Below are 25,122 nucleotides of genomic sequence, written 5' to 3' on the forward strand. Positions count from 1 at the left end.
CCAAAAATGACTACAACTAACTAAGTTTCAAATATTTCAAAGAACTCTACGAGATTTTAATAGGACAGTAATGATTGGGTATATTGAACAGGAAATAAATGTGACTGGAATAACCAATTTTGATATTATATTAAAAGAGGACACACAATCACTCACTGAAGTGGTGGTAGTGGGGTATGGGGTACAAAAGAAAGCCACGGTTACCGGTGCCATTTCATCCATCGGCACCGAAAAACTGGTGCAGTCTCCGGTATCCAATATCAGTAATTCACTGACAGGACGAATTACCGGGCTTCTGTCCGTACAACGGGAGGGTGAGCCGGGCATGGATCAATCCACTTTGCGAATCAGGGGTGAAGGTACCTTTTCCGGTTCCGCTGATCCCTTGGTGATGGTGGATGGAATTGAGAGTTTGAACTTCAATAATATCGATCCACATGAAGTTGAGAATATAACGGTGCTGAAAGATGCTTCTGCTACGGCGGTCTATGGCGTGAGAGGAGCTAATGGTGTGATATTGATTACCACAAAAAGGGGCAGTAAAGGGAAACCAGTGTTAAGTTTTTCTTCTAACGTCGCATTCAATACATTTACGGATCTTAGAGAAAACCTGGGGAGTTATGAGTATGCGATAAATTTTAATGAAGCTTTAAAATACAATTCATTCTTTACAGGCTCCTATTCTCCTAAATTCAGTAAAGAAGATATTGAGCATTTCAGGACGGGTGATGATCCCATATTTTATCCGGATACAGATTGGTATTCTTTGATGTTGAAATCAGTCTCTATTCAAACGCATCATAATCTCAATATTCAAGGGGGAAGTGATCTGATTAAATACTTTGTATCCGCGGGTTATTTTTCGCAGGAAGGGCTCTTTAACTCTTTTGGGGGGGCTACGGATCATGATACGAATGTACTGTATAGGAGGTACAACCTGCGCTCAAATTTTGACGTTAAAATCACAGACCGTTTATCCACCAAAATAAATTTATCCTCACAAATAGAAAATAGGAGGGGACCCGGAAAAGGCGATAACACAAAATATACAATGAGTCGGATTTCAATTGCTCCACCCTATTTTACGCCGGGTATTGTGGATGGTAAAATTGTAAATGTGCATGATGTTTTTGGTGGAAATCCTCTCGAACAGTTATTAAGCACGGGATACAACAGGAATGTGGCCAACTATATAACCACTTCTGTCAGCTTTGATTATGATCTCTCTTTTTTAACAAAAGGATTGAAACTAAATGGTTTGATTTCTTATTGGCATAGAATGAATAACAGGAAAATTTATGAAATATCTACCCAGACATATTTCCCTATAAGACTTTCGGATAATGAAATATTCTATTCTCCCCAGAAAAATGAAAAACCGGTTCAGTTCGAAGAAAAGTCAGCCAAGAACAGGAAAACATACCTGGAGATTGGACTGAATTACAATAACAAATTTGGAGATCATGGCGTTACCGGCCTATTGTTATACAATCAAAGCAAACTGTACGACCCGGATCTGGCGTATGTAATTCCTAATGGTTATCAGGGTTTGGTGGGAAGAATCACCTATGATTACAAGCTGCGTTACTTGGCTGAATTCAATGTCGGTTATAATGGTACGGAAAATTTTGCACCAGGCAAGAGGTTTGGCTTTTTCCCGGCATTTTCTTTAGGCTGGGTTGTCTCGGAAGAAGAATTTTATCCCAAGAATGATATCGTCTCTTACGTTAAGCTAAGGGGAACTTATGGTGAGGTGGGAAACGATAAAATCGGGGGTGACCGTTTCTTATATTTACCCTCTGTGTATGAATTTTTAAACAGTAGCAGTGACAGCTATAATTTAGGCGTTCCCGGTTCCACATTTCAGCGCTATGGTGTTTCATTTGAAGGGCTCTTGGGTAATCCTGGACTTACGTGGGAAAAATCAAAGAAGATGAATATAGGGGTAGACCTATCCCTGTTGAATAATAAAGTCAGATTTGTCTTTGATTATTTTAATGAAAATCGCAATAACATCCTTGCCACCCCGCAAACCACACCCGATATTGTAGGTGCCAACCTACCACCTCAAAACTGGGGGAAGATGAAAAATAGCGGCTTTGAAACTGAAATCAATTTCAACGATAAAATTGGGAATGTAAATTATTGGGCGCAAGGCTCGTTTACATTTGCCCGGAACAAAATCCTGTTCCAGGACGAGGTGTTGAGAGAAAATGCGCCTTACCAGCACAGGACCGGACAATCGAAAGGACAGATGTTCGGATATATAGCGGAAGGATTTTATAATACATGGGAAGAGGTGAATGATGTCAACAGACCGGTCTCAACACATCAAAATAACAGGATTATGCCGGGGGATGTGAAATTTAAAGATATCAACGGTGATGGTAAAATTGATGCACTCGACCAAGTGCCCATCGGGTATCCCGATTTCCCTGAAATTGTGTATGGTATCTCCTTAGGAGCCGATTATAAGGGTTTTGACTTCTCGGTATTGTTCCAAGGGGCGGAACGGGTCAGCAGATTAAATCACGTTACCACAATAAGACCTTATGAAAATGACCTGATGGCATTGTCCTATATTCCTAAATGGTCGTGGACCCAAGAGAAATATGAGAAAGGAGAGACCATAAAACTCCCTCATCTTAGTGCACAGCAGCAACAATCACATAATTACCAGACATCCACCTTTATGGTGCAGAACGCCCGCTATCTGCGGTTAAAGAATGCTGAAATAGGATACCGGTTCAAGCCTAAATTATTGGAACGAATCAACATCAGCTCTTGCCGGATTTATCTGAACGGTAATAATTTGATCACTTGGGATAATTTATTCCCCGGTGACGATCCTGAACAGCTCGCACTCTCAGGTGATAATGCATATTATCCTTTAACGAGAACTTTTAATATAGGAATTAATTTACAATTTTAAATAAGATATAATGAGGACATCGGTTAAGATTATATTAGCAGTATCATATATAGTTCTCTCACTATTATTTATATCATGTGAAGATATGATGGGAAACTTTTTGGAAAAACCACCCGGAGTAGATGTTACAGAAGATACCATTTTTGCCACCCAAAATAATGTGGAGACATTTATCATGGGAATATACAAGGATGGAATGTATACCGACATGCCGGAATGGAATGATAGAAACGGAAAGAGGGATGCTGCCTTTGGTTGTTACTGTGATGAAGCGGAAAATGTGGCTTCATGGTATTCCTCGCAAAGATACAATACCGCGTCCATCACACCTCAGAATAATGGAGATGCGGGCAGATGGACCTATCGGTGGAAAGCAATCAGGAGCATCAATACGCTTCTGGACAGGATTGATGATGTCCCCGATGCAAGCGATGAATATAAAAAACAGGCAAAAGGGCAAGCACTCTTTATCCGCGGGTTATGCTATTTTGAGATGTTCAAACGATATGGTGGTGTACCCATTGTGGACAAGCGCTTTTCGTTTGATGACCCTGAGTCACTGAAGATAGGGAGAGCCACATTGGAAGAGACCGTGGATTTCATTGTGAAAGATGCGGTGGAAGCCGCAAAGCTCTTACCCGATAAATGGCCTTTGAATCATACCGGCAAGGCGACAAAAGGCGCGGCACTGATGCTGAAATCCCGGACATTATTATATGCTGCCAGTGATTTGTCAAATACAGCTACTCCCCCGCTTGCTTTGCAAGGGCATAATGAGCTGATCAGTTACGGCAATTATGACGTCAACAGATGGAAATTAGCAGCTGATGCGGCAAAAGAGGTGATTGACTGGGCTCCCAATGGGGAAGTGCGGCTGATCGATGACAGGGGGGAGGATAAAAACTACCAGTACGTTTGGAGTGTCGCTGACAATGAAGAGGTGATTATGTCCAGTAAATTGACCGGATCGGTGGGATTCGGCACGAATGTATTCAAGTCCCTGAACAACTTTTATTTTACGCAGTCCGGCACCATGATCACCCAGAACTTTGTGGAGAAATATGAAAAGAAAGATGGAACACCTCAATATTGGGATCCGAATGGCGGGAATAATTTAGCGCAAATATATAAAGATCTTGATCCCCGCTTTGGACAATCCATCGGATATAATGGTGCATACTGGAATAAAGATTTTCCTGTATTGACCCTATGGGAAGGCGCGGTACCTTCAAACCAGCCCCCGTTGCTTGACCTCAAAACCGGATATTGGGTCAGGAAGTATGTACCCGAAGAGCTGAATTTAAGTACAAATGCCTTTGCAATATGGACACTATACCGGTTGGCAGAAGCTTACCTTAATTATGCGGAAGCCTTGAATGAGTTTCATGGTCGTCCTGTCAAGGAGGCGTATGATGCCGTAAATCTGATCCGGGGAAGATCGGGTATGCCCGATTTTCCGTCCGATCTTTCACAAGAGGAGTTCCGGGAAAAAATCAGGAATGAACGGTCGATAGAACTCTTTTTTGAAGAGCACCGCCTTTGGGATGTAATGCGATGGAGGATTGCAGAGGAGGATGGTGTCATGCAGGGAGGTATGAAAGGAATTAAAATATATAAGTTACCTGACCCCAGTAGCGAATTCCGTTGGGAGCCTTATGTCTTTGAAGAACGCTTTTGGAAAGCAAGTATGTATCGCATTCCATTTCCTCAATCGGAGGTCGATAAGGGATACATCATCCAAAATTCGGGTTGGTAATTATGAATATGTTTGAAAAAATAGAAGATTTATGCAACAAAAATATAGCCATATATTCCTCTTAGTGTTGTTTTTTATAACCACAGGAACAGTACTGCAAGCGCAGCCCGATACTCAAGATTCTCTCATTTATGAGAATGGGGATAAGTTACCTCTGGGTTACAATCGCACTATCCCTAAATGGATGGTAACTAGCGCGGCTTCCACACTTTCTTTTGATGACTTTGATAATTCTTTTGGTACAAATTTAGGAAATAAACTAAGTGGCAAATTGGCAGGGTTGACGGTGTTACAAAAGAATTATGAACCGGGATTGGATTCTCCCGAGTTGCTTTCCAGAGGTTTAGGCACATTCTATGGAGCGGGAAATAATATCCTTGTGGTAGTGGATGGCTTTCAAAGCTTTTATGAGCAATTGGTGCCTGAAGAAATAGCGTCCATCACATTGCTGAAGGACGCGGCTTCTACTACTATGTACGGGATGAAAGGGGCAAATGGTGTATTGCTGATTACGACCAAAAGGGGTAAAAATGGTCCTTTAAAGGTGAATTTCTCCATGCAACAGGGGTTTAGTAAACCAAACAGGTTGCCCGACTTTCTGGGGGCATATGATCACGCACGCCTTTATAATGAAGCCCTTTTTAATGATGGCCAGCCGATTCGCTATTCAGACACCGATCTGGAGGCATACAGGGGCGGAAGTGATCCTTTCTTTTATCCAGATGTGGACTGGCATAAGACGTTGTTAAGGAGCTGGGTGCCGGTCTCCAAATATAATCTAACACTATCAGGTGGGCAAAACAGCACCAATTATTTTGTCTTATTGAGTGTGATCAATAATGCGGGATTGTATGAAAAAACGGACAAGAAGAGTGATTTCAGCAGCAATTCAACTTTTACCCAATACAATGTGCGTGCGAACGTTGACATAGATATTACCAAAAGATTGTCCGCTTCCACCAAATTAGGATTTACGGTGGCAGACAAGAAAAATCCTGCTGATTACTCAACGGATGCTCTTTTCAGCTTGATGTCAACTATTCCTCCCAATGCCTTTCCGGTCTATAACCCGAATAAAACGTATGGAGGAAGCGCACGTTTTAGCAATCCTTGGGGTGATATTATCGAGTCGGGCTATTTTACCACCAATCAGAGGACAGCCCAGGTGTCGTTGATGCTAACTCATCAATTGGATATGATAACCAGAGGGTTAAGTGTGTCGGCAGCTGTGTCGTTTAACAACTCTTTTATGGGATATTCTGCAAAATCGAGGACTTATGAAAGATTCTCTGTGTCAAGGGGCAGTGATAACCGCCTGAATTATACAAAATTTGGGGAAGAAACCGCTTTGACGGCAAGTGAGGATGAATTCAACCAATGGCGAAACCATACAGTCCAGACTTTTTTACAGTATAATTCCTCTTTTTCCGGAAACATTATTGACGCGACTTTGGGTTTTGACAGTGATTCCTATACGCAGCAGTTTGACCAGACCGATTTTAAACAACTCGGAGTTAATGGACGTGCCACTTATACCCATCAACAGAAATATATAGGAGAGCTTACTTTTGGATACTATGGCTCTAACGCGTTCAAGAAGAATAAACGTTTTGGCCTATTCCCGGGAGTCTCATTGGGATGGGTAGTTTCCAACGAGGAGTTTCTAAAAGATATCCGTTATTTAGATTTTTTGAAATTAAGGACCTCTTATGGAATTTCGGGCATCAATCTATTAGGCGATCAGCGCTTTATGTATGATCAATATTACTCTTCACAAGGACCTTATATTTTTGGCAACACCACGGTGCAAGGGTATGCCGATTCATATCTGGCAAACCCCGACTTGACCTGGGAAAAGAAAAGAGAAATCAATATTGGAATAGACGCGCTCCTGTGGGATAATTTTGATTTCAGCATGGATGTTTTCAACCAGCTTCGCTATGATATCATGTCGGTGCCGAACAGTGAGATTCCTCTTTATGCCGGTATTGTGTATCCATATTGGAATATTGGTGAAGTGAAAAACCGAGGCTTTGAGGCGCAGTTGGGATATAAAAAGGCATTATCCGACGACTTGACTCTCTCTGCCAATTTCAACCTTTGGTATGCGAAAAGTGAAGTGACCAGTATTCCGGAGATCATAAAAGAAGATGGGTATCAACTGCAAAAAGGGAAGCCTGTCTACCAGCCTTTTTTATTGGAGGCGATTGGTTTTTTCAGGGATGATGAAGATATCAGGGATTCACCTTTACAAACATTTGGCCCCGTGCAACCGGGAGACATCAAGTATAAAGACCAAAACAACGATGGTGTCATTGATGACAGGGATTATTATCCTGTCGGTTATACCAATATACCTCAACTATCGGCGGGGATTACGCTGGGAGTGGTATACAAAAATGTTTTTATGAATATGTTTATCCAGGGGGTGACGAATCGCTCGGTAATCCTGCCCAGCTACTTCCATGCTTTTCAAGATGAGGGGAAAGCACCCTCCATGGCATTGGGAAGATGGACCGAAAAGACCCGTGACACGGCTACTTATCCGAGGCTCTCCTCTTATAATAATCAGAATAACCACCAGGTCTCCTCTTCTTTCTGGCAACGAGATGGCAGCTTTATCAAGTTGAGAAATATTGAGCTGGGATATAATATTCCCGGTTCGATGATGCGCAAGATCGGACTGACAAGCGGCAATCTCTTTGTGAATGGCACGAATATTTTCACATGGGACCGGGTTGATATTGCTGATCCGGAAGTCCTGTCCGGATATCCGGCAATGAGGACTTTTAGTGTTGGCGTAAAGGTTGAACTATAATTTAAATCAAAGACAATGAATATAAAATCAAAATACAGATCAATAGCCATTCTCTGCCTATTGTTGTTTTATTCCTGCGACGGGTATTTAGACCCGGAAGCGATGGTGGAGCTTACAGCCGATCAGGCCACTAAAGATTATAATTATAGTAAATCCAGGGTTGCCTCCATATATGCTGATATCCGAGCCGGATTTTCTGAAATTGGCGGCGCCATGATGGCGTCCGCTTCCGACGAAGCAGAACACGCCGTAGAGAGTTCAAACGTGCACCATTTCAATCGGGGCACATGGAACCAGTTCTCTAATCCCGATAACGCCTGGAGCCATTACTATAGGGCTATCAGCAAGGTCAATCAATATCTTATTAGTTCAGACAGCATAAACTTGGATAGATATAAACATAATCCCGACCTCCAGGATGCTTACCGGAATTACTTGGCAGAGATTCACAGGTGGAGGTATGAAGTGCGCTTTTTGAGGGCATATTTTTATTTTGAACTGATAAAACGTTATGGAGGCGTGCCTTTGATAAAAACGCCCATTGTTTTCGATGATAATCTAAAAGAAATATCCAGGGATAAATTAGGCGAGTGCATTCAGTTTATCCTGGATGAATGTGATTCCGCTGCAGTTGTTTTACCGCCAAGACATGCAAGTGAAGAGTTGGGCAGGATCACGAAAGTGACGGCTTTGGCATTGAAAAGCAGAGTGTTATTATATGCTGCCAGCGACCTTTTCAATAATCCCGGTTGGGCAACGGGGTATGCCAATCCGGAATTGATCTCCCTGAGCGGGGAATCACGGGAGAAACGATGGGCAGATGCGGCAGATGCGGCCAAGGAGGTGATAGAGCTGGCCGAATCGAACGGATATGCGTTAAGCGGCAGTTATACTTCCCTCTTCGGCCCGAATACACATACGAATAATGAGGTGCTGTTCTTTAGAAGGGAAGGGAATAGCAACTCGTTTGAACGGAACAACTTCTCGGTGGGGTTCGACTTGGGCGGAAGTGGCACCAACCCGTCGCAAAACTTGGTGGATGCTTATGAAATGCGTAACGGTAAACCCATCAACGACAATAATTCGGGGTATAATCCGCAAAACCCGTATATAAACCGGGATCCCCGGTTAGAGATGACCATTATCCGCAATAACAGCCAATTCAAAGGAAGGATAATAGAAACATTTGAAGGGGGACTTGACGGGCCGCCTATCATCCGTGCCACAAAGACCGGGTATTATCTCAGAAAATATGTGAATGAAGATTTGAACCTTGTAACCAACCAAACCAGTACCCATAGTTGGGTAATATTCAGGTTGGCCGAACTATACCTGAATTACGCCGAGGCGTTGAATGAATCTGATCCCGGAAATAGTGATATTGCCAAGTATATCAACAAAGTGCGCCAGAGGAGTGATGTAAATATGCCTGCGATTTCATCGGAGTGGAGTCAATTACAAATCCGTGAAAGGATTTACAATGAAAGACGGGTCGAATTTGCTTTTGAAGGGCATCGTTTCTGGGATCTGCGCAGATGGATGATTGCCTCCGATTTTCTGTCCGCTCCCTTATCAGGGGTGAAAATTAACAAAAATCCAGATTATAGTTTGGACTATTCTTTCAGGGAGGTCGAAACAAGGGTATTTTCACCTAAGATGTATTTATATCCGATCCCTCAAAATGAGATTCGTATCAATAAAAGTTTAATTCAAAATCCGCTATGGAATTAGTGTGACGTCCATTGTAATGATAGATATAAAAATTATGAATAAAAAAATAATAGCCAAGGCATCCTGCCTTATAATGATCTTCTCACTATTATTTGCCTGTGGGGATGACACCATCGTCAGGGATGCCGCATATCCGACACAATTAATCTATTTGCCCGCTGCGTATACAAATGGTCAATTTGTAATAGATGATATCACTAGAAAAAGAGGGGAGCAGCCCATAGAGGGATACCTCTACCGGTATATTGTCGACAATGAGGCAAATAAATTCAGTGTGCCCTTGTCCGTGTATAGGGCGGGGGTAGACAACAAGGGGAGTTTTGCCGTACATATTAAAGTGGATAATGATACCATTGCGGCATTGAATGCGAAAGGTGGTCTGTCTGATATTTTGCACGTGATCCCTGAAGATAAATACGCGATTGCTAATGCGGTGCAAATGGGGGATGGGGCGGAAATTGCCCAATTCAGCTTAGATATTGATCTGGATTATTTATTGGATAATTATCCGGATAAATTATTTGCATTGGCGATTCATATCGAAAGTCCGGACAGGAAGGTCAATCCCGATTTAAGCACGGTGATAGTGATTATCCATACAAAAATAATGAAACCTACCGCAGACTTCTCCGTATCGTTGGATGGGAGGAAAGTATTCTTTGATAATAAATCGTTGATGGCAGGGAACTATGTGTGGGACTTTGGAGATGGATACTATTCCGATGAACAATCGCCATCGCATACATACGAGCAGCCGGGTACCTATAAGGCCATACTCACTGCCGTGGGCATTACCGGGAATAGGGACAGGTCTGTACAATCAGTTGAAATTACGATATATTAATTACAGATATCTCACAATAAAACAGGTGAATTATAATGAAAAAGATTATACTAATCATATCTGCCCTATTGTTGGTATGGGTGTCATGTTCGGACACGGAGGATTTTGCCGGTGATCCCAATAAAGAGGTACTGATTACTTCGGTAGACCTGAAAGATATCAATGATGTCAGTGTGCTGGTGTCGAGCGACATTGATGTGGATAACAACGCCATCACGATAATCCCCAAAGATGATATTGATAAAAGGAATCTGAAGTTTTTCGCTACACTATCCGAAGGGGCGCTATCCAACCCTATTACAGGGGCACTCCTCGATTTCTCCACTCCGGTTAAATTCACGGTAATCTCGGAAAGCCGGGGAACTATCCGTGACTGGCTTATTACGGTCATTACAAAAAAAGAGGAGGCCCTGATTGTTTCAATTGATGACATGAAGGACAAGAATGACGTGAGTGTCCTTGTGGCAAGCGAGATAGATACGGAGAACAAGACAGTCTCGATATTGGTGAAAGATAGGAGCGACAGGGAAAACCTCAAATTGAGCGCGTCCATCTCAGAGGCCGCCTCAATTGACCCCGCATTGGATATCATCACCGATTTCTCGCTTCCCGTTGAGTACACCGTTACCTCAGAAGATGGTAAAACAGTCAATAAATGGGTAGTGGATGTCACAGTGGAAGAGTTTATCGACCATGACAGCGGGTTTGACTATCAGTTGGATCCTTCGGAGTGGATTTTGGATGCTTCCAAAAGTGACAGCTTCGAAAATTGGGACGAGGCAAAATGGTATCACTATACCGGTCGGTCATCATCCGGAGATTTTGATTATGAGCCGGAGAATGCCTTTGTGGCAGACGGAAAACTCAGAATAGTCGTGGATGTCAACGAAGAGAGGTATTCCTCCGGCAAGATAAAATCTGCTTTTGAAATAGGTGAGAACAACTACGTGAAGATTCGTGCCAAGATGGTGAATTACCATGCAATGGTCAATTCCGTTATCCTGTTACAGGATGGCGACCTTACCCCGATCACATTCATGGAGACCATTTTAGGTGATGCCGATGGCTTTGTGTCCTCATTAAGGCAGGATGGAACCCAATCGATTGATGCAAAGGCTACTTCAGTAGGTGTCGAGTTACACGGCGATTACCATGTATACGGTCTTGAAAGAAGAAATGAGTACCTGAGATTTTTCTTCGATGGAGAGGTGATATGGGAATTTGAAACAGCACAATATCCCGATTTGAGCCGGCAACTGCTTTCCCTTGTCATCGGGGCGGACGGAAAAGAGGGAGTAAAACCTGTTGATACGAGGCTCCCTGCTTATTTGCTGGTAGACTATGTGGAAGTATATAATGCAGCCAATACCGATGGAATTGTCCCATCCTACGGGGATAATTTAGTGAAGAACCCGGGATTTGAGTCGGCACAGGGCAATGCCGCTCCGGAGAGTTGGACCATCATGAAAAATTCCGGTTCAACCGATGTGTGGGTTTTCAGGAACTGGGGGACCGGCGGAGCGCAAAGCGGTAGGTTCCATTTCGGAAAAAATTCAGGCACCTCCACGTTTGATTATGCAATTTCACAAACCATCAATGATTTGCCTGATGGGTTGTATCGCCTGGAAGTACAGGGATATATGCTCGAAGGATTTACTGATTTTAACCCGTTACCCCGTCTCTTCGCAAAGGGATACGGTGGAGAAGAAAAGGGATCTTTCATTGAAAGTGAGGGACCGGAATTCCATAACCAAAGCGCATGGCAAAAATGTGTGATTGACAACATATATGTAAGCAATGGCTCCTGTGAAATAGGGGTGCAAGCTGTGGGTGATGGACAAGCCCGCCTGTTTATTGATGATTTCAGCTTTGTCAGGGTGAGTTATTAATCGGGTGGAATATGAAATCAATATTTGCTGATTTAACAAACATAAAAATGAAAAAAACAATGAAATCGATATCTTTTCTATACCTTTTCCTTTGTCTCTCCTTGTCGGTCGGACTATCGGGTTGCGACGCGAATGGACCCACTTTCCCGGAGTATATCGGTGGAGGGGAGGAACCGGATGAACCCTCAACCGACAATCCTGAACTTGATTACAAGGTATGGATTAATGGAATGGAAGTAACCGTGTATGAGGCCAGAGTGCAAGATTCCCCATTTACCAAAGAAGAGACCAATCGGGATTTTGGGGGGAATTACGCATTTGTTTCTTTCGATGTGGACACACCGGTGGAGGTTAAGATAGAATCAGGGAATAGATCCCTGTCCAATACCGTTTTACGCCCTCTCGAAGAGAATGTAAGTGAGCTTAACAAAAGTAATAGTTCGTTGTCTTTCAAGATCACAAGGCCAATGCAACTGATTGTGGAACCTGACGGGAAAAAGGCGCCTTTATTGCTTTTTGCCAATCCGGTAGAGGATTTTATCCCTGATGTAAATGATCCGAATCTGATTTATTACGGACCCGGGGAGCATCATCCTGACGACGCACTCATCACACTGAAAAGTAACCAGACCCTCTATATTGATGAGGGTGCCGTGGTGCATGCCGGTGTAAGTATACAGGGAGATAATATTACCGTACGCGGACGGGGTATTATTTGTGGGAATGAATTTATCTGGCGTGAATATGTGCGCAATTTGATCTTGGTAAATAGCAGTAATAATGTGGTGGTGAAAGATGTGATCCTGAGAGGAGGGGCTACATGGTCGATGGTCATCAGGAGGTCGAAAAATATCACCGTCGACAATATCAAAGTGGTGGGCGGTCGTGTCCAGAATGATGATGGAATCAACCCGGTCAATTCCCAGGACGTACATATCAAGAACTGTTTTATCAGGACAGACGATGATTGTATTGCCGTGAAAGGCGTGCATGCCAACACGCTGAATGTTGAACGGATTACCGTGGAGGATTGTGTCTTATGGTGCGACCGGGCACGAATTTTCCTTCTCGGGCACGAAAGCAGGGCGGCGTATATGCGGGACTTGAAGTTCAAAAATATCGATATCGTTCATTTTACGATGACTCCACTCCTGTTAGAGCCCGGAGAGAATATGAGATTGGAGAATGTGACCTTTGAAGATATCAGGATCAACGGTGAAGGTCAGGACGAGCTGATCAGGTTAAAGCCTACAGTCAATCAATATATGGAGACAGAAGTACCGGGATATATCAATGATGTGACATTTAAAAATATTTCCGTCACAGGTAAGCCGGGCCCTTATAAGATACAAGTGATGGGCGCGGATGAATCTCACAATGTGCAAAATGTAAATATCAATGACGTCTATATTTTAGGCAGGGAAGTGGATAAGAATTATGACTACTTTGAGATCGGCAATTATGTGTATGATTTTAACATTTTTGATATGCTGCACTAAACAGGATATGACAACCAAAGTGGGTATATATCAAATAGTAATACAATAATATGAAGAAGATTATATCAATAATATCTGTTATCGTTTTGGCATTTGTATCATGCTCGGACTCGGAAGATACGCTCTCCGGACACGGGGGTAACACGGAGGCCCTGATTATCTCGGTGGATGTAAAAGATGCAAATGGTTTGAGTGTGCTTTTAACGAGCGATGTCGATGCGGAGAAGTTCACAGTGACGGTATCGGTGAAAGAGGGTTCCGATGTCAAAAAACTGAAATTGGAAGCGGCACTCTCAGAGGGTGCTACCATCAAACCTGCAATGGAAAAGTTTACCGATTTCTTGATACCGGTCAAGTTGGCCGTTACCTCCGAGGATGGCAACTTGACGAACAACTGGTTTGTCATTGTGAAAGAAGAAAGGCCCAGCGACGCTTTTCTCCTTTCGATTGATGATATGAAAAACGAGAATGAAGTAAGCATCCTTGTATCAAGTGAGATAGATGCTGAAAACATGACAGCCTCCATCATGGTGAAAGAGAGGAGTGATACGAAAAATCTGAAATTGAACGCCTTTATCTCGGAAGGGGCTTCGATTGATCCGGCATTGGGTGTCTTGACTGATTTTTCGATTCCGGTTGAATATACAATTACCTCAAAAAATGGCAAGTCGGTCAATAAATGGGTTGTAAATGTGATAGTAGAAGAGTTTATTGACTATGATGGTGGATTTGACTATGACCTGGATCCTTTGGAATGGATTTTAGATGCCGCCAAAAGTGACAATTTTGACAGTTGGGACGAAACAAGATGGCAACATTACTCCGGCCATGTATCCGATGGTTTTGACCATGACCCTGATAATATTATTATGGAGAACGGAAAGCTTAGGATTGTAGTGGATGCCGTCGGTGACAGGTATTCCTCCGGCAAGATAAAATCCACTTTTGAAGTAAGTGAAAACAGCTATGTGAAGATCCGTGCCAAGATGGTGAATTATCAGGCAATGGTCAATTCTTCTGTCATACTGCAGGATGAAGATATCTCCCCGAATGTTAAAATCGCATTGATGGAATCTCCTCTCGCGGGTAATCCCGATGTTGTTTCAACCTCTTTAGGGCAGGGGGATGAGTCAATCGATAGGCAGACCAACTCAACGGGTGTCGAGTTGCATGGTGATTATCATGTGTACGGCCTGGAAAGGAGAAATGAGTACCTGAGGTTCTTTTTCGATGGAAAAATGATATGGGAGTTCGAAACAGCACAATATCCCGATTTAAGCAGACAATTGCTCAACCTTGTCATCGGAATAGATGGTAAGAATAGTGTGGAGCCGAATAACGCAAGACTTCCGGGGTATTTGCTGGTAGACTATGTGGAAATATACAATGCCGCCCACACCGAAGAAATTGTTCCATCCTATGGGGATAATTTAGTGGAAAATCCGGGATTTGAGTCTGCACAGGGCAATGCCGCTCCGGAGAGTTGGACCATCACAAAAAAATCTGGTTCAACCGAAGTGTGGGTCTTCAGGAACTGGGGTACCGGCGGGGCGCAAAGCAGCAGGTTCCATTTCGGGAAGACTTCAGCCCCCTCTACTTTTGACTATACCGTTTCGCAAACCATTAATGACTTGCCTGATGGATTGTATCGATTGGAAGTATGGGCATACATGCTCGATGGGTATGCCGATTTTGACCCGAAGCCCCGTCTGTTTGCGAGTGGGCATGGAGGTAGTGCGAAGGAGGTTTTCATCGATAACGTGGGACCGGAGTATAATAATCAAAATGCATGGCAAAGATATATAATTGACAATATATACGTAAATAGTGGCTCCTGCGAGATAGGGGTACAGGCTATAGGAGATGGGAATGCCCGTTTGTTTATAGATGATTTCAGATTTGTAAAAGTAAATTATTAATTAAGTAGAATGTGAAAATAAAAAAATGAATCGTATGGAAAATAAAAATGAAATTTCTCAGGGAAAATTGACTTATGTGTCACCCAGTATTGAAGTGACAGAGTTCGAGTTCGAGCAGAATATATTGGATGGGAGCGGTACTTCGGACGGATTGCCTGACTTAACTGATGACCTCTGGTAACGGAGTGTATAGGAATAATAATATTAATTATAAATCAATGGAAAAAATAATTTTTAAAGTAACCGCATTGGCTGTGGTTTTTCTGATGGCAGCTTGCAGTGCGGACGAAGTGGTCAATCAGGTTAATGATGAGAACCGGCAGGTGAGCACGAAAGCGTTCACCGCGGAGGCAATCATAGCGGGTGGCGAAGTATCCGTAAAAAGCTCGCAGACCCGTGTAAGCCTGAATAAAGAGACCAATACTGTCAAAGTGACTTGGAACCCGGGCGATGTGATAGAGTTGTGCTTAGTGCAAGGAGCAAAAATATCGGAAATACAGGAGGTCACTTTAACAGCAGCCGATATTTTTGATAGTGGGAAAAAAGCGCGATTTGGATTTGATCTTCCACCGGATTTCGATACGGGAGAGAGTGCCACATTCACCCTGTATGGTGTACATGGTGGAGGAGGATTACAGGTCGTTGATAATTCTCCAAGAGCTATTCTGCCGGAAAGCGGTAGAATATCGCTGCAGGAAGTGGAAGATAACAATGACATGGTGCTCTATTTTTCAGCGGAAGATATTTCTGTTACCAATCCGGGTGTTTTGGTAAATTTTAATCATTTGGGATCGCTATACAATATTGTACTGGGCAATAAGAGCAATGCTTCCCTCGACCTTGAAAGTGTGAAATTAGTGGCAATTGAAGGTGAGACAGGCTGGACGTATAGTGCCGGCAGTTTTGATCTCGTGAATGAAACAATTACAGGTACTTCTACCGATGAGATCGCTTTCGATGTGCCATCGGGCACTACTGTTCCTGCAGGGGAATCTGTCACTCTTTTCAGGTGGCTTCCTGTCCAGCCCGCCAATGTCGATTGGCCGGAATTGGCGTTAACAGTCAATAGCAAGAGTACTATTGAGATAACACCACCGGTCACAACTTGGAATAGTAGTATTCAAGATCCCTACAAGAAAAAGGCGCGCACGGCAACAACCGGTAAGAACAACATCCTTCATGCGCAGTGGAGTGGGGATCGGATGGTTTTCGGGTTTGTGGCGAATCCCGGTTTTGAAGCTGCTACAGGTGGTGCTGTGCCCGAGGGATGGACGCTGACAAAAAGTCCGGCGAATGCCCCAACTTGGACTTTTGGAGCTGCAACGAATGGTATGTCGCGATATCGCTTCCATTTCGGGAATACTGAAGGTCCTTCTACTTTTGATTCTTCACTTTCACAGCAGCTCCGGAATCTACCCGATGGTACATACCGTTTAGAGGTGTGGGCATACATGATCACAGATTTCACTGATTTTGACCCAATGCCTTATCTCTTCGCAAGAGGATATGGAGGGGAGGAAAAGAAAGCTTTTGTAGATGAAAAAAACGTAGGTGCTGAAAGTACTAATAGACCCTATTGGCAAAAATATGAAATCAATGATATCGAAGTAACCAACGGTGCTTGCGAAATAGGAGTACGTGCTGTGGCTGATGGCCAAGCCCGCCTGTATATTGATGATTTTAATTTTGTCAAAGTGAATTGATCGTTGGCTTCTTTTGTACTATATGATTGCAACTAAAGCGTTCATCAGACAAACGCTTTAGTTGCACCCATTTCACCTGAGATACTTGCAAACGCTAATTAATCAACTCCAAAAGAGGTGGTTATTTCCAATAACTATTTTCAAGATAGCAGAAACAACCATATACCCGGGCAATAAACAGAAAAGTAAAATTGAATAACTACATAATTATGGAAATTAGGAAGAGAAATTTTTATATCAAATATATACTCTTACTGTACTTCATCATTGGTTCCGCTGCTACGGCCTTTGCGGTCAACCGGATCAAAATTCCCTATCAGGAGAATATCGATTTTACCACCCGGATCAGGGAGATTCTTGAGAACAACAAACAGGGAAATATGGTGTTGGAGTTTGAAGAGGGAGTCTACCATTTCTATCCGGAGAAGGCGGAAGGGTTGTATATCTGCGTGTCGAACAACGACAACGGCTACAAGCGGGTGGCTTTCAACCTGTCCGGCATGGAAAACGTGCGGGTGGAAGGTGCCGGTACGGAATTCCTGTTCCACGGTTCCATGGTACCCTTTTATATCAATGAAGCAAAGGATATCTCCATCTCCGGGATCAATATGGATTATGATTACTCCTTCATATTTGAGGGAGAGGTGGTAGCCAACGATCCTGCAAAAAAGACTTTCGATATAAGGGTAAGCAATGACATTCAATACAAGGTGAAAAGTGACAGGCTTTACTTTGGAGGATATGATTGGGAGTTACCCACCGGAGAGAATATCGTGTTCGATCCCGAAACGCGCGCTCCCTATTACCATACCCAACTGTACCTCCATGCCCCTTGGCGCGGCGACCTGTTGGCTGAGAGCATAGGTGACAGCCTTGTCCGCTTGCAGGGGAATATGAAAGAAGTTCCCCCGGTGGGTTCCATCTACACGGACAAGGGACCCCATGGCAGGAACAGGGTATTTCCCGGGATAATCCTTCATTCCAGTTCCGATATCTCCCTGGAAAAGATGAATATATATATGTCGGGGGCGATGGCCCTGATCGGTGAAAACACGGAAAACGTGACAATGAGGGAGTTCAATATTCGTCTGCGTCCGGAAAGTAACCGGATGATCTCCGCTTCGGCCGATGCCACCCATTTTGTGAATTGTCGTGGATTGATCTATTTCGAGAACTGTCTTTTTGAGAATATGCTGGATGACGCGACCAATGTGCATGGCACCTACATGAAGGTGACCGAGATCTCCGGTGACCGTCTTGCGGTGCAGTTCGGGCATTACCAGCAGGAGGGATTCCGGTTCGCACAGAAAGGGGATACCCTCCGCCTGATCGACAGGAATACGTTACTGCCGATACATACCTTTACGGCAAAGGACATCCAATGGGTAAATCATAATTATGGATTGATCTATGCCGACGCTGCTTTCCCCGAACTGGACAAAAGCCTCGCTGTGGAAAACCTGAGTAACTGTGCTTCCATGATAATGAAGAACTGTACCGTGAGGAATAACCGTGCCAGAAGCATACTAATCTCGACCAATAAACCGGTACTGGTAGAGGGGAATTATTTTGATTCCATGATGGCCGGGGTATTGATCGCGGGAGACGCCGATAGATGGTGCGAGTCGGGTAATGTGTCGGATGTGGTAATCCGGAACAACACCTTCGTCAATATCGGCAAGGGGGGTGCTAACCCACAGTCAGTACTGCAGATATCGCCTCAGATTGTTCCGGAGCACAAAGGGAAAGGTTACTATCATGGACGTATCGTTTTTGAAGATAACACGGTGCGAACCTTTGACGCACAAGTTGTCTATGGGCTCAGCCTGGAGAATCTGGTAATAAGGAATAATACTTTTATCCAGAGCCGGGACTATAAGCCCATCTTCGACGGGCTTTCGTTCTTTGATTTCCAGTATTGTAAAAATGTGGATATAAGGGGCAACAGTTTCGAAGGAGATTATGAAGCGGAGGTGAGCGCCCGGAACTGCGAAAATATATCATTGAAGAGACAAAAAGGGTTTCACGACAAGATGGTGGACAAGCCCAACCTATTTTTTTACAAGCAATAAGAGGCAAGTGTTACATAGGATAAATTATGCGCAGAAATATGAATAAGGTAGAGAAGAAAATGGGTAGGAAAGTATTGCTGTTTTTGTTATTATCTTTTCTTTTTCCTCTGGAGCGAATCCATGCGGATTCCCGGACAATTATCGACCTGAATGAGGGGTGGTATTTCTTTAGGTGATTATTTACGACAATACCCTAACTAACTTTGCTAATAATACCGTTCAGAAAGAGTTTTGGGCGGTATTTCTATATACACAGATAACTGTTTTCCCAAGCAACTTTTCTCACCAGAGTTATATATAGCAAGAACTATAAACTTTGGTAAGATGAATATTGGTAAATTCAACTCCTTATACGACCTCTTGGAAGCATTTCCTACGGAGGAAAGCTGCATCAAGTATCTGGAACAGCAACGCTGGGCAAACGGTATTCCTGTTTCTCCTTATGACCCTACGTCCAAAGTATATAACCGTGGCGATGGAATGTACCGCTGTAAGAATACGGGCAAGAACTTCAACGTCAGAATAGGAACAATGTTTGAAGGCTCTAAATTACCATTGAGAAAATGGTTCGTGGCTATCTATGAAATAACATCCCGCAAGAAAGGTATTTCATCAATCGAATTATCCAAGAGAATATCCGTGACATATAAAACTGCGTGGTTTATGAATCAGCGTATCCGTGAATGCTTCGGTATTGTCATGGAAGAGAAACTTGACGGAGAAGTAGAACTTGACGAAACTTTCGTGGGTGGTAAGAATAAAAATCGGCACTATAACAAGAAAGTAAAGAAGTGCCAAGGTAGGAGTTTCAAAGATAAAGTTCCCGTTATGGGTATGCTTCAGCGTGGCGGTAAAGTGGTTTGTAAAGTAGTCCGTGACACTTCTTATAAGTCATTGACAGTTCCTATTCTCAAAACCGTAAAACGCACGGCAACGTTATTCTCTGATGAGTGGTGCGGATATAAAACCGTTAGCAAGTTATACGAGCATTACGTGGTTGACCACGGTCACGGACAATACGTGGATGAAGATGCTTATACTAACAATATCGAAGGTTTTTGGAGTATTCTGAAACGTGGCTTGACAGGAATATATAACCATACAAGCAAGAAACACCTTCAACGATATGTTAATGAGTTCTGCTTCCGCTATAATACGAGAGATTTTGATGACGTTTCACGATTTAATTTGTTACTTTGCAATTCAAATTATCGTATAACTTTTCAAAGTCTTACAAAATGAGTAAAAAGAAACAAGTAACAATAGAAGACATGGAAAAGGCAATGGCTATCGAACTTCTACCTGCCAAAGAATTGAAGAAGCAAGCAGAAGTTCCAGTGGATTTTTCTGCTCTTATGCAGAAGGCTCTGAAATACGATATTAAACCTAAAAAGAAGGGCAAGAAATAATCATACCTTCATCTAAATTTGACCTTGGGAGCTTGCTCTACGGTTTTCTTTACCTTCTTAACCCAGCATTGCTTTTGGTCACTCCAATATATCCCGTTCTTTTTGAGAACTTTATCAAAAGCCTTTTGGCTTTCTTCATCTTCAAGTCCTGCATAGTTCCAATCCGTTTCGTCATCCCAACCAGTACTTGAATTGAAATAATCATTCAAATCTACTGTCCGTTCAATATAGTTGTCGGAAAGTTCTATTTTGGGAGCTACTTCTTCAATTTGATAACTCTTTCGGAGTTCCCTTTTTTCTACTGTACGATTGTAGAAAAATACGGCAAATAATACAAGCGGTATAAGCACGATACTCCATAATACCTTTACGAGTGTATCACTTTCTCCTTTTTCACGCTCTAAATGCTTGGAACATGCTAATACAATCAATCCTACAATACCCCAGAATAGAGATAAGAAGAACCAGGTTACAGAATTACGTCCTTTTCGGGAAGCTAATACAGCGGTGGCAATAGAAATACCCAATGCAAACAGAATACAAAAGAAACCTACTATAAGTTCCATGGTGGCGAATTTTAACGAGTTCTCCACGACAGCCATAGGAGAAGTTTAACAATGTTAGTTGTTAAAGAAAGTGGGCTGCCCCTGTGCATACTCGTTAGGTATCGCCAAACACCTGTATATACGCACAGTAGGGCAACCCACAAGTATGAGCTGTCCTCTGTGCCTCGTATATACTACTGTCTTAATTTGGCGATTTCAACGAGTATAAGGCACTTTCCTTATTATATTCCAAAACTTTGTCCCGAAAGACAATGCAAAGATAGTGAGAAAATTCGTATCTTTGCATATCATTTAGAAAGAGTTATGAAGAGTAAGTTTGAAAAATTCATTTGTCCGAAATGCGGATTACAAGAAGCTGAAGTTGATAATAATGATAGAGTGGTTTGTCCTAAATGCAATAAAGTCGTACAACTCGCTTCTTCAGATAAAGAGTGTATAAGAATTAGCAAACCTCAAAAGAACCAATAAGACATCCTTCAATATCGGGTAGTCTTATTATTGTTCCCTTGGGAAGTGATTGTATTGATTTCCAATCATTCTCTATAATATCGACATTCTGTGCAGGAAAGTATTTGCGACAAAATGCCTTATAATCATCAAAGGTAAATTGCGTATGTTCCTTTTCTCTATAATCGGGATTAGCTTTCATTTTACTCCGTATCGTAATATCATTGAATAGCTTACGAATACAAAGAATACCTAAACTATCACCAAGTTTCGGAAACTTCTCCATAAATCGTCCTTTCAGAAGATGAAGACGCAAAGAGTGCTTATCTTCGTCCTTATAATCAAACTGTTCCTCAAACATAATCTGATTGTTCCGTTCTCCTCTGACGATGATATTAGCCTCTTTACCACCGTGGTCTTGTACTTCGATTGAAATAATTGTCCTGTTCATATCTACAAATTTTTCTTATTCTATATCTGAAAACTTTGCGAGTATAAGTAAATGATTTATAGCAGCATTAGTAAAATGCTTATTCTATTGTACAGCCCAAAAACTTGCTTTACCTTTGCACTATAACTCAAAAATATACGTTTTATGGACATCAAGAAAGGACAAAGATTAAGAGAAGAATGGGGTGATAAACCATGTAACCATCCACGTTTTGAAAAAGAAACGCAAGGAGCACCAATATCAGGACTTGGATATGTTGAAAGCAAAACAGGTGATTACATTTGTACTCAATGCGGCGAAACATTTACAAAAGCCGAAAAAGATGAAATTGAGGCAAATAGAGCCAAAGAATAATCGAAAAACTAAGGGAATAGCCGTCAAGGTTATTCCCTTTACTGTTTAATCAGTTATTATAAATTAGACAAAACTCCTTTGGGGTATTGTCGTAAATAATCACCTTTCTTTAATCCCTATACGCCCTGGAGCGAAGGGCGGCCCAATAAGCGGGGCAGGGTAGTAAACCTCCCCCACGACTGGAGCATAGAGGGGCCGTTCAACAAGGACAACCTGTCCGGCTCTTCCGGTGCCTACCTGCCGGGCGGAAGGGCGTTATACCAGAAGATACTGGATGTCCCCACGGAGTGGCAGGGAAAAAAGGTGTTTGTGGAGTTCGAAGGGGTATACCAGAACAGCGAGGTCTTCATCAATGGCGTCCTGGTGGGTAAACGCCCCAATGGCTGGGTGAGCTTCTCCTATGAGATAAGCCAATGGCTTGATTATGGAGAAGAGAACCTGATAGCCGTGCGTGTGACCAACACGGATATGCCCAACTCCCGCTGGTATTCGGGATCGGGTATCTACCGTCCCGCCAGGATAGTGGTGACCGACCCATTGCATATAAAAGAATGGGGAGTATTTATATCCACCCCTGTCGTGAAAAAAGAATATGCCTTTGCAAAAGTCAACTCCACCTTGACGAATAATTACTCGGAAGTCCAACATGTGCGTATTATCCAGCAGGTCCTGGATGAAAAGGGGCATATCGTGGCAGAACAACAGGATGACTACTCGATTGCCGCGCACAAGGAGCAGGAGTTCTCCCAAATGGTAAAGATAGGAAATCCCAAACTATGGGGTATTGACAATCCCCATTTATATACCTTAAAGACCATCGTCAGGAACAAGGAGAGGGAATATGACAACGTACGCAATAGTTTTGGTATCCGTACAGTCGTATTTGACAAGGACAAGGGGTTCTCCCTGAATGGTATAGGAATGAAACTGAAAGGTGTATGCCTACATCAAGATGCGGGCATGCTGGGGTCGGCTGTCCCCCCGATGGTGTGGGAGCGGCGTATAAAGATACTGAAGGATATGGGATGCAATGCCATCCGTACGGGCCATAGCCCTTTTGATCCTGCTTTTTACGCGTTGTGCGATCGCATGGGAATGATGGTGATGAACGAGGTCTTTGACGAGTGGACCGTCCATAAACTGGACAATGTGCCCTTCGGTTACAACCAATATTGGGACGAATGGCATGCCCGCGACCTGACGGATATACTCCGGCGGGACAGGAACCACCCCTCCGTCATCTTGTGGAGCGTAGGCAATGAAAGCATAGAACAGGCTTTCCCCCATGGAAAGGACATTGCCCGCGAACTGGTAGCGATATGCCATAGGGAAGACCCCTCCCGTTTGGTTACCTGCGGGAACAACAAGCACAAGGAGGCCAACCTGACCGGTTTCGCCGATGAATTCGACGTGGTGGGTTACAACTATGGGCATCAGTTCGGGATGTATGCACCGGACAGGATCAGGTATCCCGAGCGCAGGGTGATCGGTACGGAAAATACCCGTGGAAATTCCACGCGAGGATATTATTCTTTTCCCGTGCCGGAAGACTACAGGATGGGATGGACGTCGAAAGACGAATATTTCTCCTCGTATGATGGGTGGACAAGGATATACGGGCAGGAAAACGAATGGAAAGTGACACGTGACCTGGACCACGTGGCGGGAATGTTTATCTGGACGGGTATTGATTATCTGGGGGAGACCTCCTGGCCGTGGCCGACCAAGTATTCCGATTTCGGCGCCATCGACGCTTGCGGATTTCCCAAGGATGCCTATTATTTTTACCGAAGCGTATGGAATGAAAAGGAGGTTACCTTGCATCTATTGCCCCACTGGAGTTGGGAAGGGCGGGAGGGGGAGGTTACCCCGGTATGGTGTTATACCAATTGCGACGAGGTGGAACTTTTTCTGAACGGAAAATCACAGGGCAGGAAACGGTTTAACGATGATATCATGCACTTGGAATGGAAGGATATCACGTATGAACCGGGAGTATTGAAAGCCGTGGGATACAGGAACGGAAAGAAAATAGCGGAGAAAGAGGTGGTGACGGCAGGGGAGCCTGCGGCCTTTTCAATCGAGTCCGATGTGGAAACTATCCGGGCGAATAACCGTGATGTGGCGCATTTTACTGTCAGGGTGAAAGATGAGGAGGGACGGACGGTGCCGAACGCCAATACTGCCTTTAACGTGGAAGTTTCGGGGGGACGCCTGCTGGGCATCGACAATGGAGATCCCAAGTATGTGGGATCATTCATGGAGACAAGACAGCGGACGCTGTTCAATGGCCTGGCACTGGTGATAGTGCAGGCGACCGGGGAAAAAGAAGATATCAAAATCAATATCACTTCGGACAATATCAAAGGTGATGAATTAAAAGTCAATGTCAGATGAAAATAAATTACAACTCCTCCATCATCAAAGCGCTGTCTCTCTCCGTGCTCATTCCGGGAAATTTAGCCATGTGTACCCGGGATCATGCCGGAAACAGTCAGCCCCCTAACATCCTTTTCTGTATTGCGGACGATGCCTCGTTTCACCATTTTGGCATGGCAGGTTGCCAATGGGTTGAAACCCCTGTTTTTGACCGGGTGGCTTCGGAAGGGGTGTTTTTCAACAATTGTTATACTTCCAACGCGAAGTCCGCCCCTTCACGGGCGAGTATTCTCACAGGACGTTATTCCTGGCAGTTGAAAGAAGGGGGAAACCATATCACCAATTTCCCTTCC

At 43.4% G+C, this 25,122-nt stretch carries 18 protein-coding genes and 1 pseudogene; 17 read left to right on the forward strand and 2 right to left on the reverse strand.

Features of this window, described 5'->3' with window-relative positions; translation table 11 throughout:
* Positions 1-70 precede the first annotated feature (70 nt).
* The 13 genes from B4G81_RS09670 to B4G81_RS09730 all read left to right on the forward strand — a co-directional run bounded on the left by B4G81_RS09670 (position 71) and on the right by B4G81_RS09730 (position 20,572).
* Complete coding sequence (locus tag B4G81_RS09670) at positions 71-2,932, forward strand: SusC/RagA family TonB-linked outer membrane protein (protein WP_294081945.1); 2,862 nt, start codon at positions 71-73, stop codon at positions 2,930-2,932.
* A gap of 85 nt (positions 2,933-3,017) precedes the next feature.
* Positions 3,018-4,688, forward strand: coding sequence for a RagB/SusD family nutrient uptake outer membrane protein (locus tag B4G81_RS09675; RefSeq protein ID WP_294081947.1), 1,671 nt, complete (start codon positions 3,018-3,020; stop codon positions 4,686-4,688).
* A gap of 31 nt (positions 4,689-4,719) precedes the next feature.
* Positions 4,720-7,506, forward strand: a complete 2,787-nt coding sequence (locus B4G81_RS09680; protein WP_294081949.1) for a SusC/RagA family TonB-linked outer membrane protein — start codon at positions 4,720-4,722, stop codon at positions 7,504-7,506.
* 15 nt (positions 7,507-7,521) lie between these two features.
* Complete coding sequence (locus tag B4G81_RS09685; protein WP_294081952.1) at positions 7,522-9,237, forward strand: RagB/SusD family nutrient uptake outer membrane protein; 1,716 nt, start codon at positions 7,522-7,524, stop codon at positions 9,235-9,237.
* Positions 9,238-9,271: 34 nt separating this feature from the next.
* The gene (locus B4G81_RS09690; RefSeq protein WP_294081954.1) at positions 9,272-10,081 is read left to right on the forward strand and encodes a PKD domain-containing protein; all 810 of its coding nucleotides are present in this window, start codon (positions 9,272-9,274) and stop codon (positions 10,079-10,081) included.
* 35 nt (positions 10,082-10,116) lie between these two features.
* Entirely contained in the window at positions 10,117-11,970 is a 1,854-nt protein-coding gene (locus B4G81_RS09695) for a family 16 glycosylhydrolase (RefSeq protein ID WP_294081956.1), read from the forward strand.
* Positions 11,971-12,029: 59 nt separating this feature from the next.
* Positions 12,030-13,469, forward strand: a complete 1,440-nt coding sequence (locus B4G81_RS09700; RefSeq protein ID WP_294081958.1) for a glycosyl hydrolase family 28 protein — start codon at positions 12,030-12,032, stop codon at positions 13,467-13,469.
* A 50-nt stretch (positions 13,470-13,519) separates the two neighbouring features.
* Positions 13,520-15,388: a family 16 glycosylhydrolase gene (locus B4G81_RS09705; protein ID WP_294081960.1), complete on the forward strand. Its 1,869-nt coding sequence runs from the start codon at positions 13,520-13,522 to the stop codon at positions 15,386-15,388.
* Positions 15,389-15,422: 34 nt separating this feature from the next.
* Positions 15,423-15,569, forward strand: coding sequence for a hypothetical protein (locus tag B4G81_RS09710; protein WP_294081962.1), 147 nt, complete (start codon positions 15,423-15,425; stop codon positions 15,567-15,569).
* A 37-nt stretch (positions 15,570-15,606) separates the two neighbouring features.
* Positions 15,607-17,091 carry a fimbrillin family protein gene (locus B4G81_RS09715; RefSeq protein ID WP_294081964.1) on the forward strand — a complete coding sequence of 495 codons (1,485 nt, stop codon included), beginning with the start codon at positions 15,607-15,609 and terminating at the stop codon, positions 17,089-17,091.
* 209 nt (positions 17,092-17,300) lie between these two features.
* Positions 17,301-19,163 carry an alpha-1,3-galactosidase-related protein gene (locus B4G81_RS09720; RefSeq protein WP_294081966.1) on the forward strand — a complete coding sequence of 621 codons (1,863 nt, stop codon included), beginning with the start codon at positions 17,301-17,303 and terminating at the stop codon, positions 19,161-19,163.
* A gap of 324 nt (positions 19,164-19,487) precedes the next feature.
* Entirely contained in the window at positions 19,488-20,405 is a 918-nt protein-coding gene (locus B4G81_RS09725; RefSeq protein ID WP_294081968.1) for an IS1595 family transposase, read from the forward strand.
* The gene (locus B4G81_RS09730; RefSeq protein WP_195738853.1) at positions 20,402-20,572 is read left to right on the forward strand and encodes a hypothetical protein; all 171 of its coding nucleotides are present in this window, start codon (positions 20,402-20,404) and stop codon (positions 20,570-20,572) included. Before B4G81_RS09725 ends, B4G81_RS09730 begins: the two co-directional genes overlap by 4 nt.
* Positions 20,573-20,580: 8 nt before the next feature.
* On the opposite strand, the gene B4G81_RS09735 is transcribed toward B4G81_RS09730, so the two are convergent.
* Together B4G81_RS09735 and B4G81_RS09740 are read right to left on the reverse strand one after the other, a co-directional pair.
* On the reverse strand, positions 20,581-21,138 hold the full coding sequence (locus B4G81_RS09735; protein WP_294081976.1) for a hypothetical protein: 558 nt from the start codon (positions 21,136-21,138) through the stop codon (positions 20,581-20,583).
* Between the two features lie 442 nt (positions 21,139-21,580).
* Positions 21,581-22,036: a hypothetical protein gene (locus B4G81_RS09740; RefSeq protein WP_294081978.1), complete on the reverse strand. Its 456-nt coding sequence runs from the start codon at positions 22,034-22,036 to the stop codon at positions 21,581-21,583.
* Positions 22,037-22,180: 144 nt separating this feature from the next.
* Here B4G81_RS09740 and B4G81_RS09745 point away from each other — a divergent pair, with 144 nt between their 5' ends.
* The 4 genes and pseudogenes from B4G81_RS09745 to B4G81_RS09760 form a co-directional block, all read left to right on the forward strand.
* Positions 22,181-22,390: a hypothetical protein gene (locus tag B4G81_RS09745; protein WP_294081980.1), complete on the forward strand. Its 210-nt coding sequence runs from the start codon at positions 22,181-22,183 to the stop codon at positions 22,388-22,390.
* A 162-nt stretch (positions 22,391-22,552) separates the two neighbouring features.
* Positions 22,553-23,755 (forward strand): annotated as a pseudogene (locus tag B4G81_RS09750) (glycoside hydrolase family 2 TIM barrel-domain containing protein); the annotation flags it as partial.
* Positions 23,756-24,058: 303 nt separating this feature from the next.
* A complete protein-coding gene (locus tag B4G81_RS09755; protein ID WP_294081982.1) occupies positions 24,059-24,787 on the forward strand; it encodes a DUF4982 domain-containing protein in 729 nt (242 codons plus the stop codon).
* A 68-nt stretch (positions 24,788-24,855) separates the two neighbouring features.
* On the forward strand, positions 24,856-25,122 hold a 267-nt coding region (locus B4G81_RS09760), incomplete at its 3' end, for a sulfatase-like hydrolase/transferase (protein WP_294081984.1).

The organism is Proteiniphilum sp. UBA5384 (assembly GCF_002410825.1).
Taxonomy (GTDB): domain Bacteria; phylum Bacteroidota; class Bacteroidia; order Bacteroidales; family Dysgonomonadaceae; genus Proteiniphilum.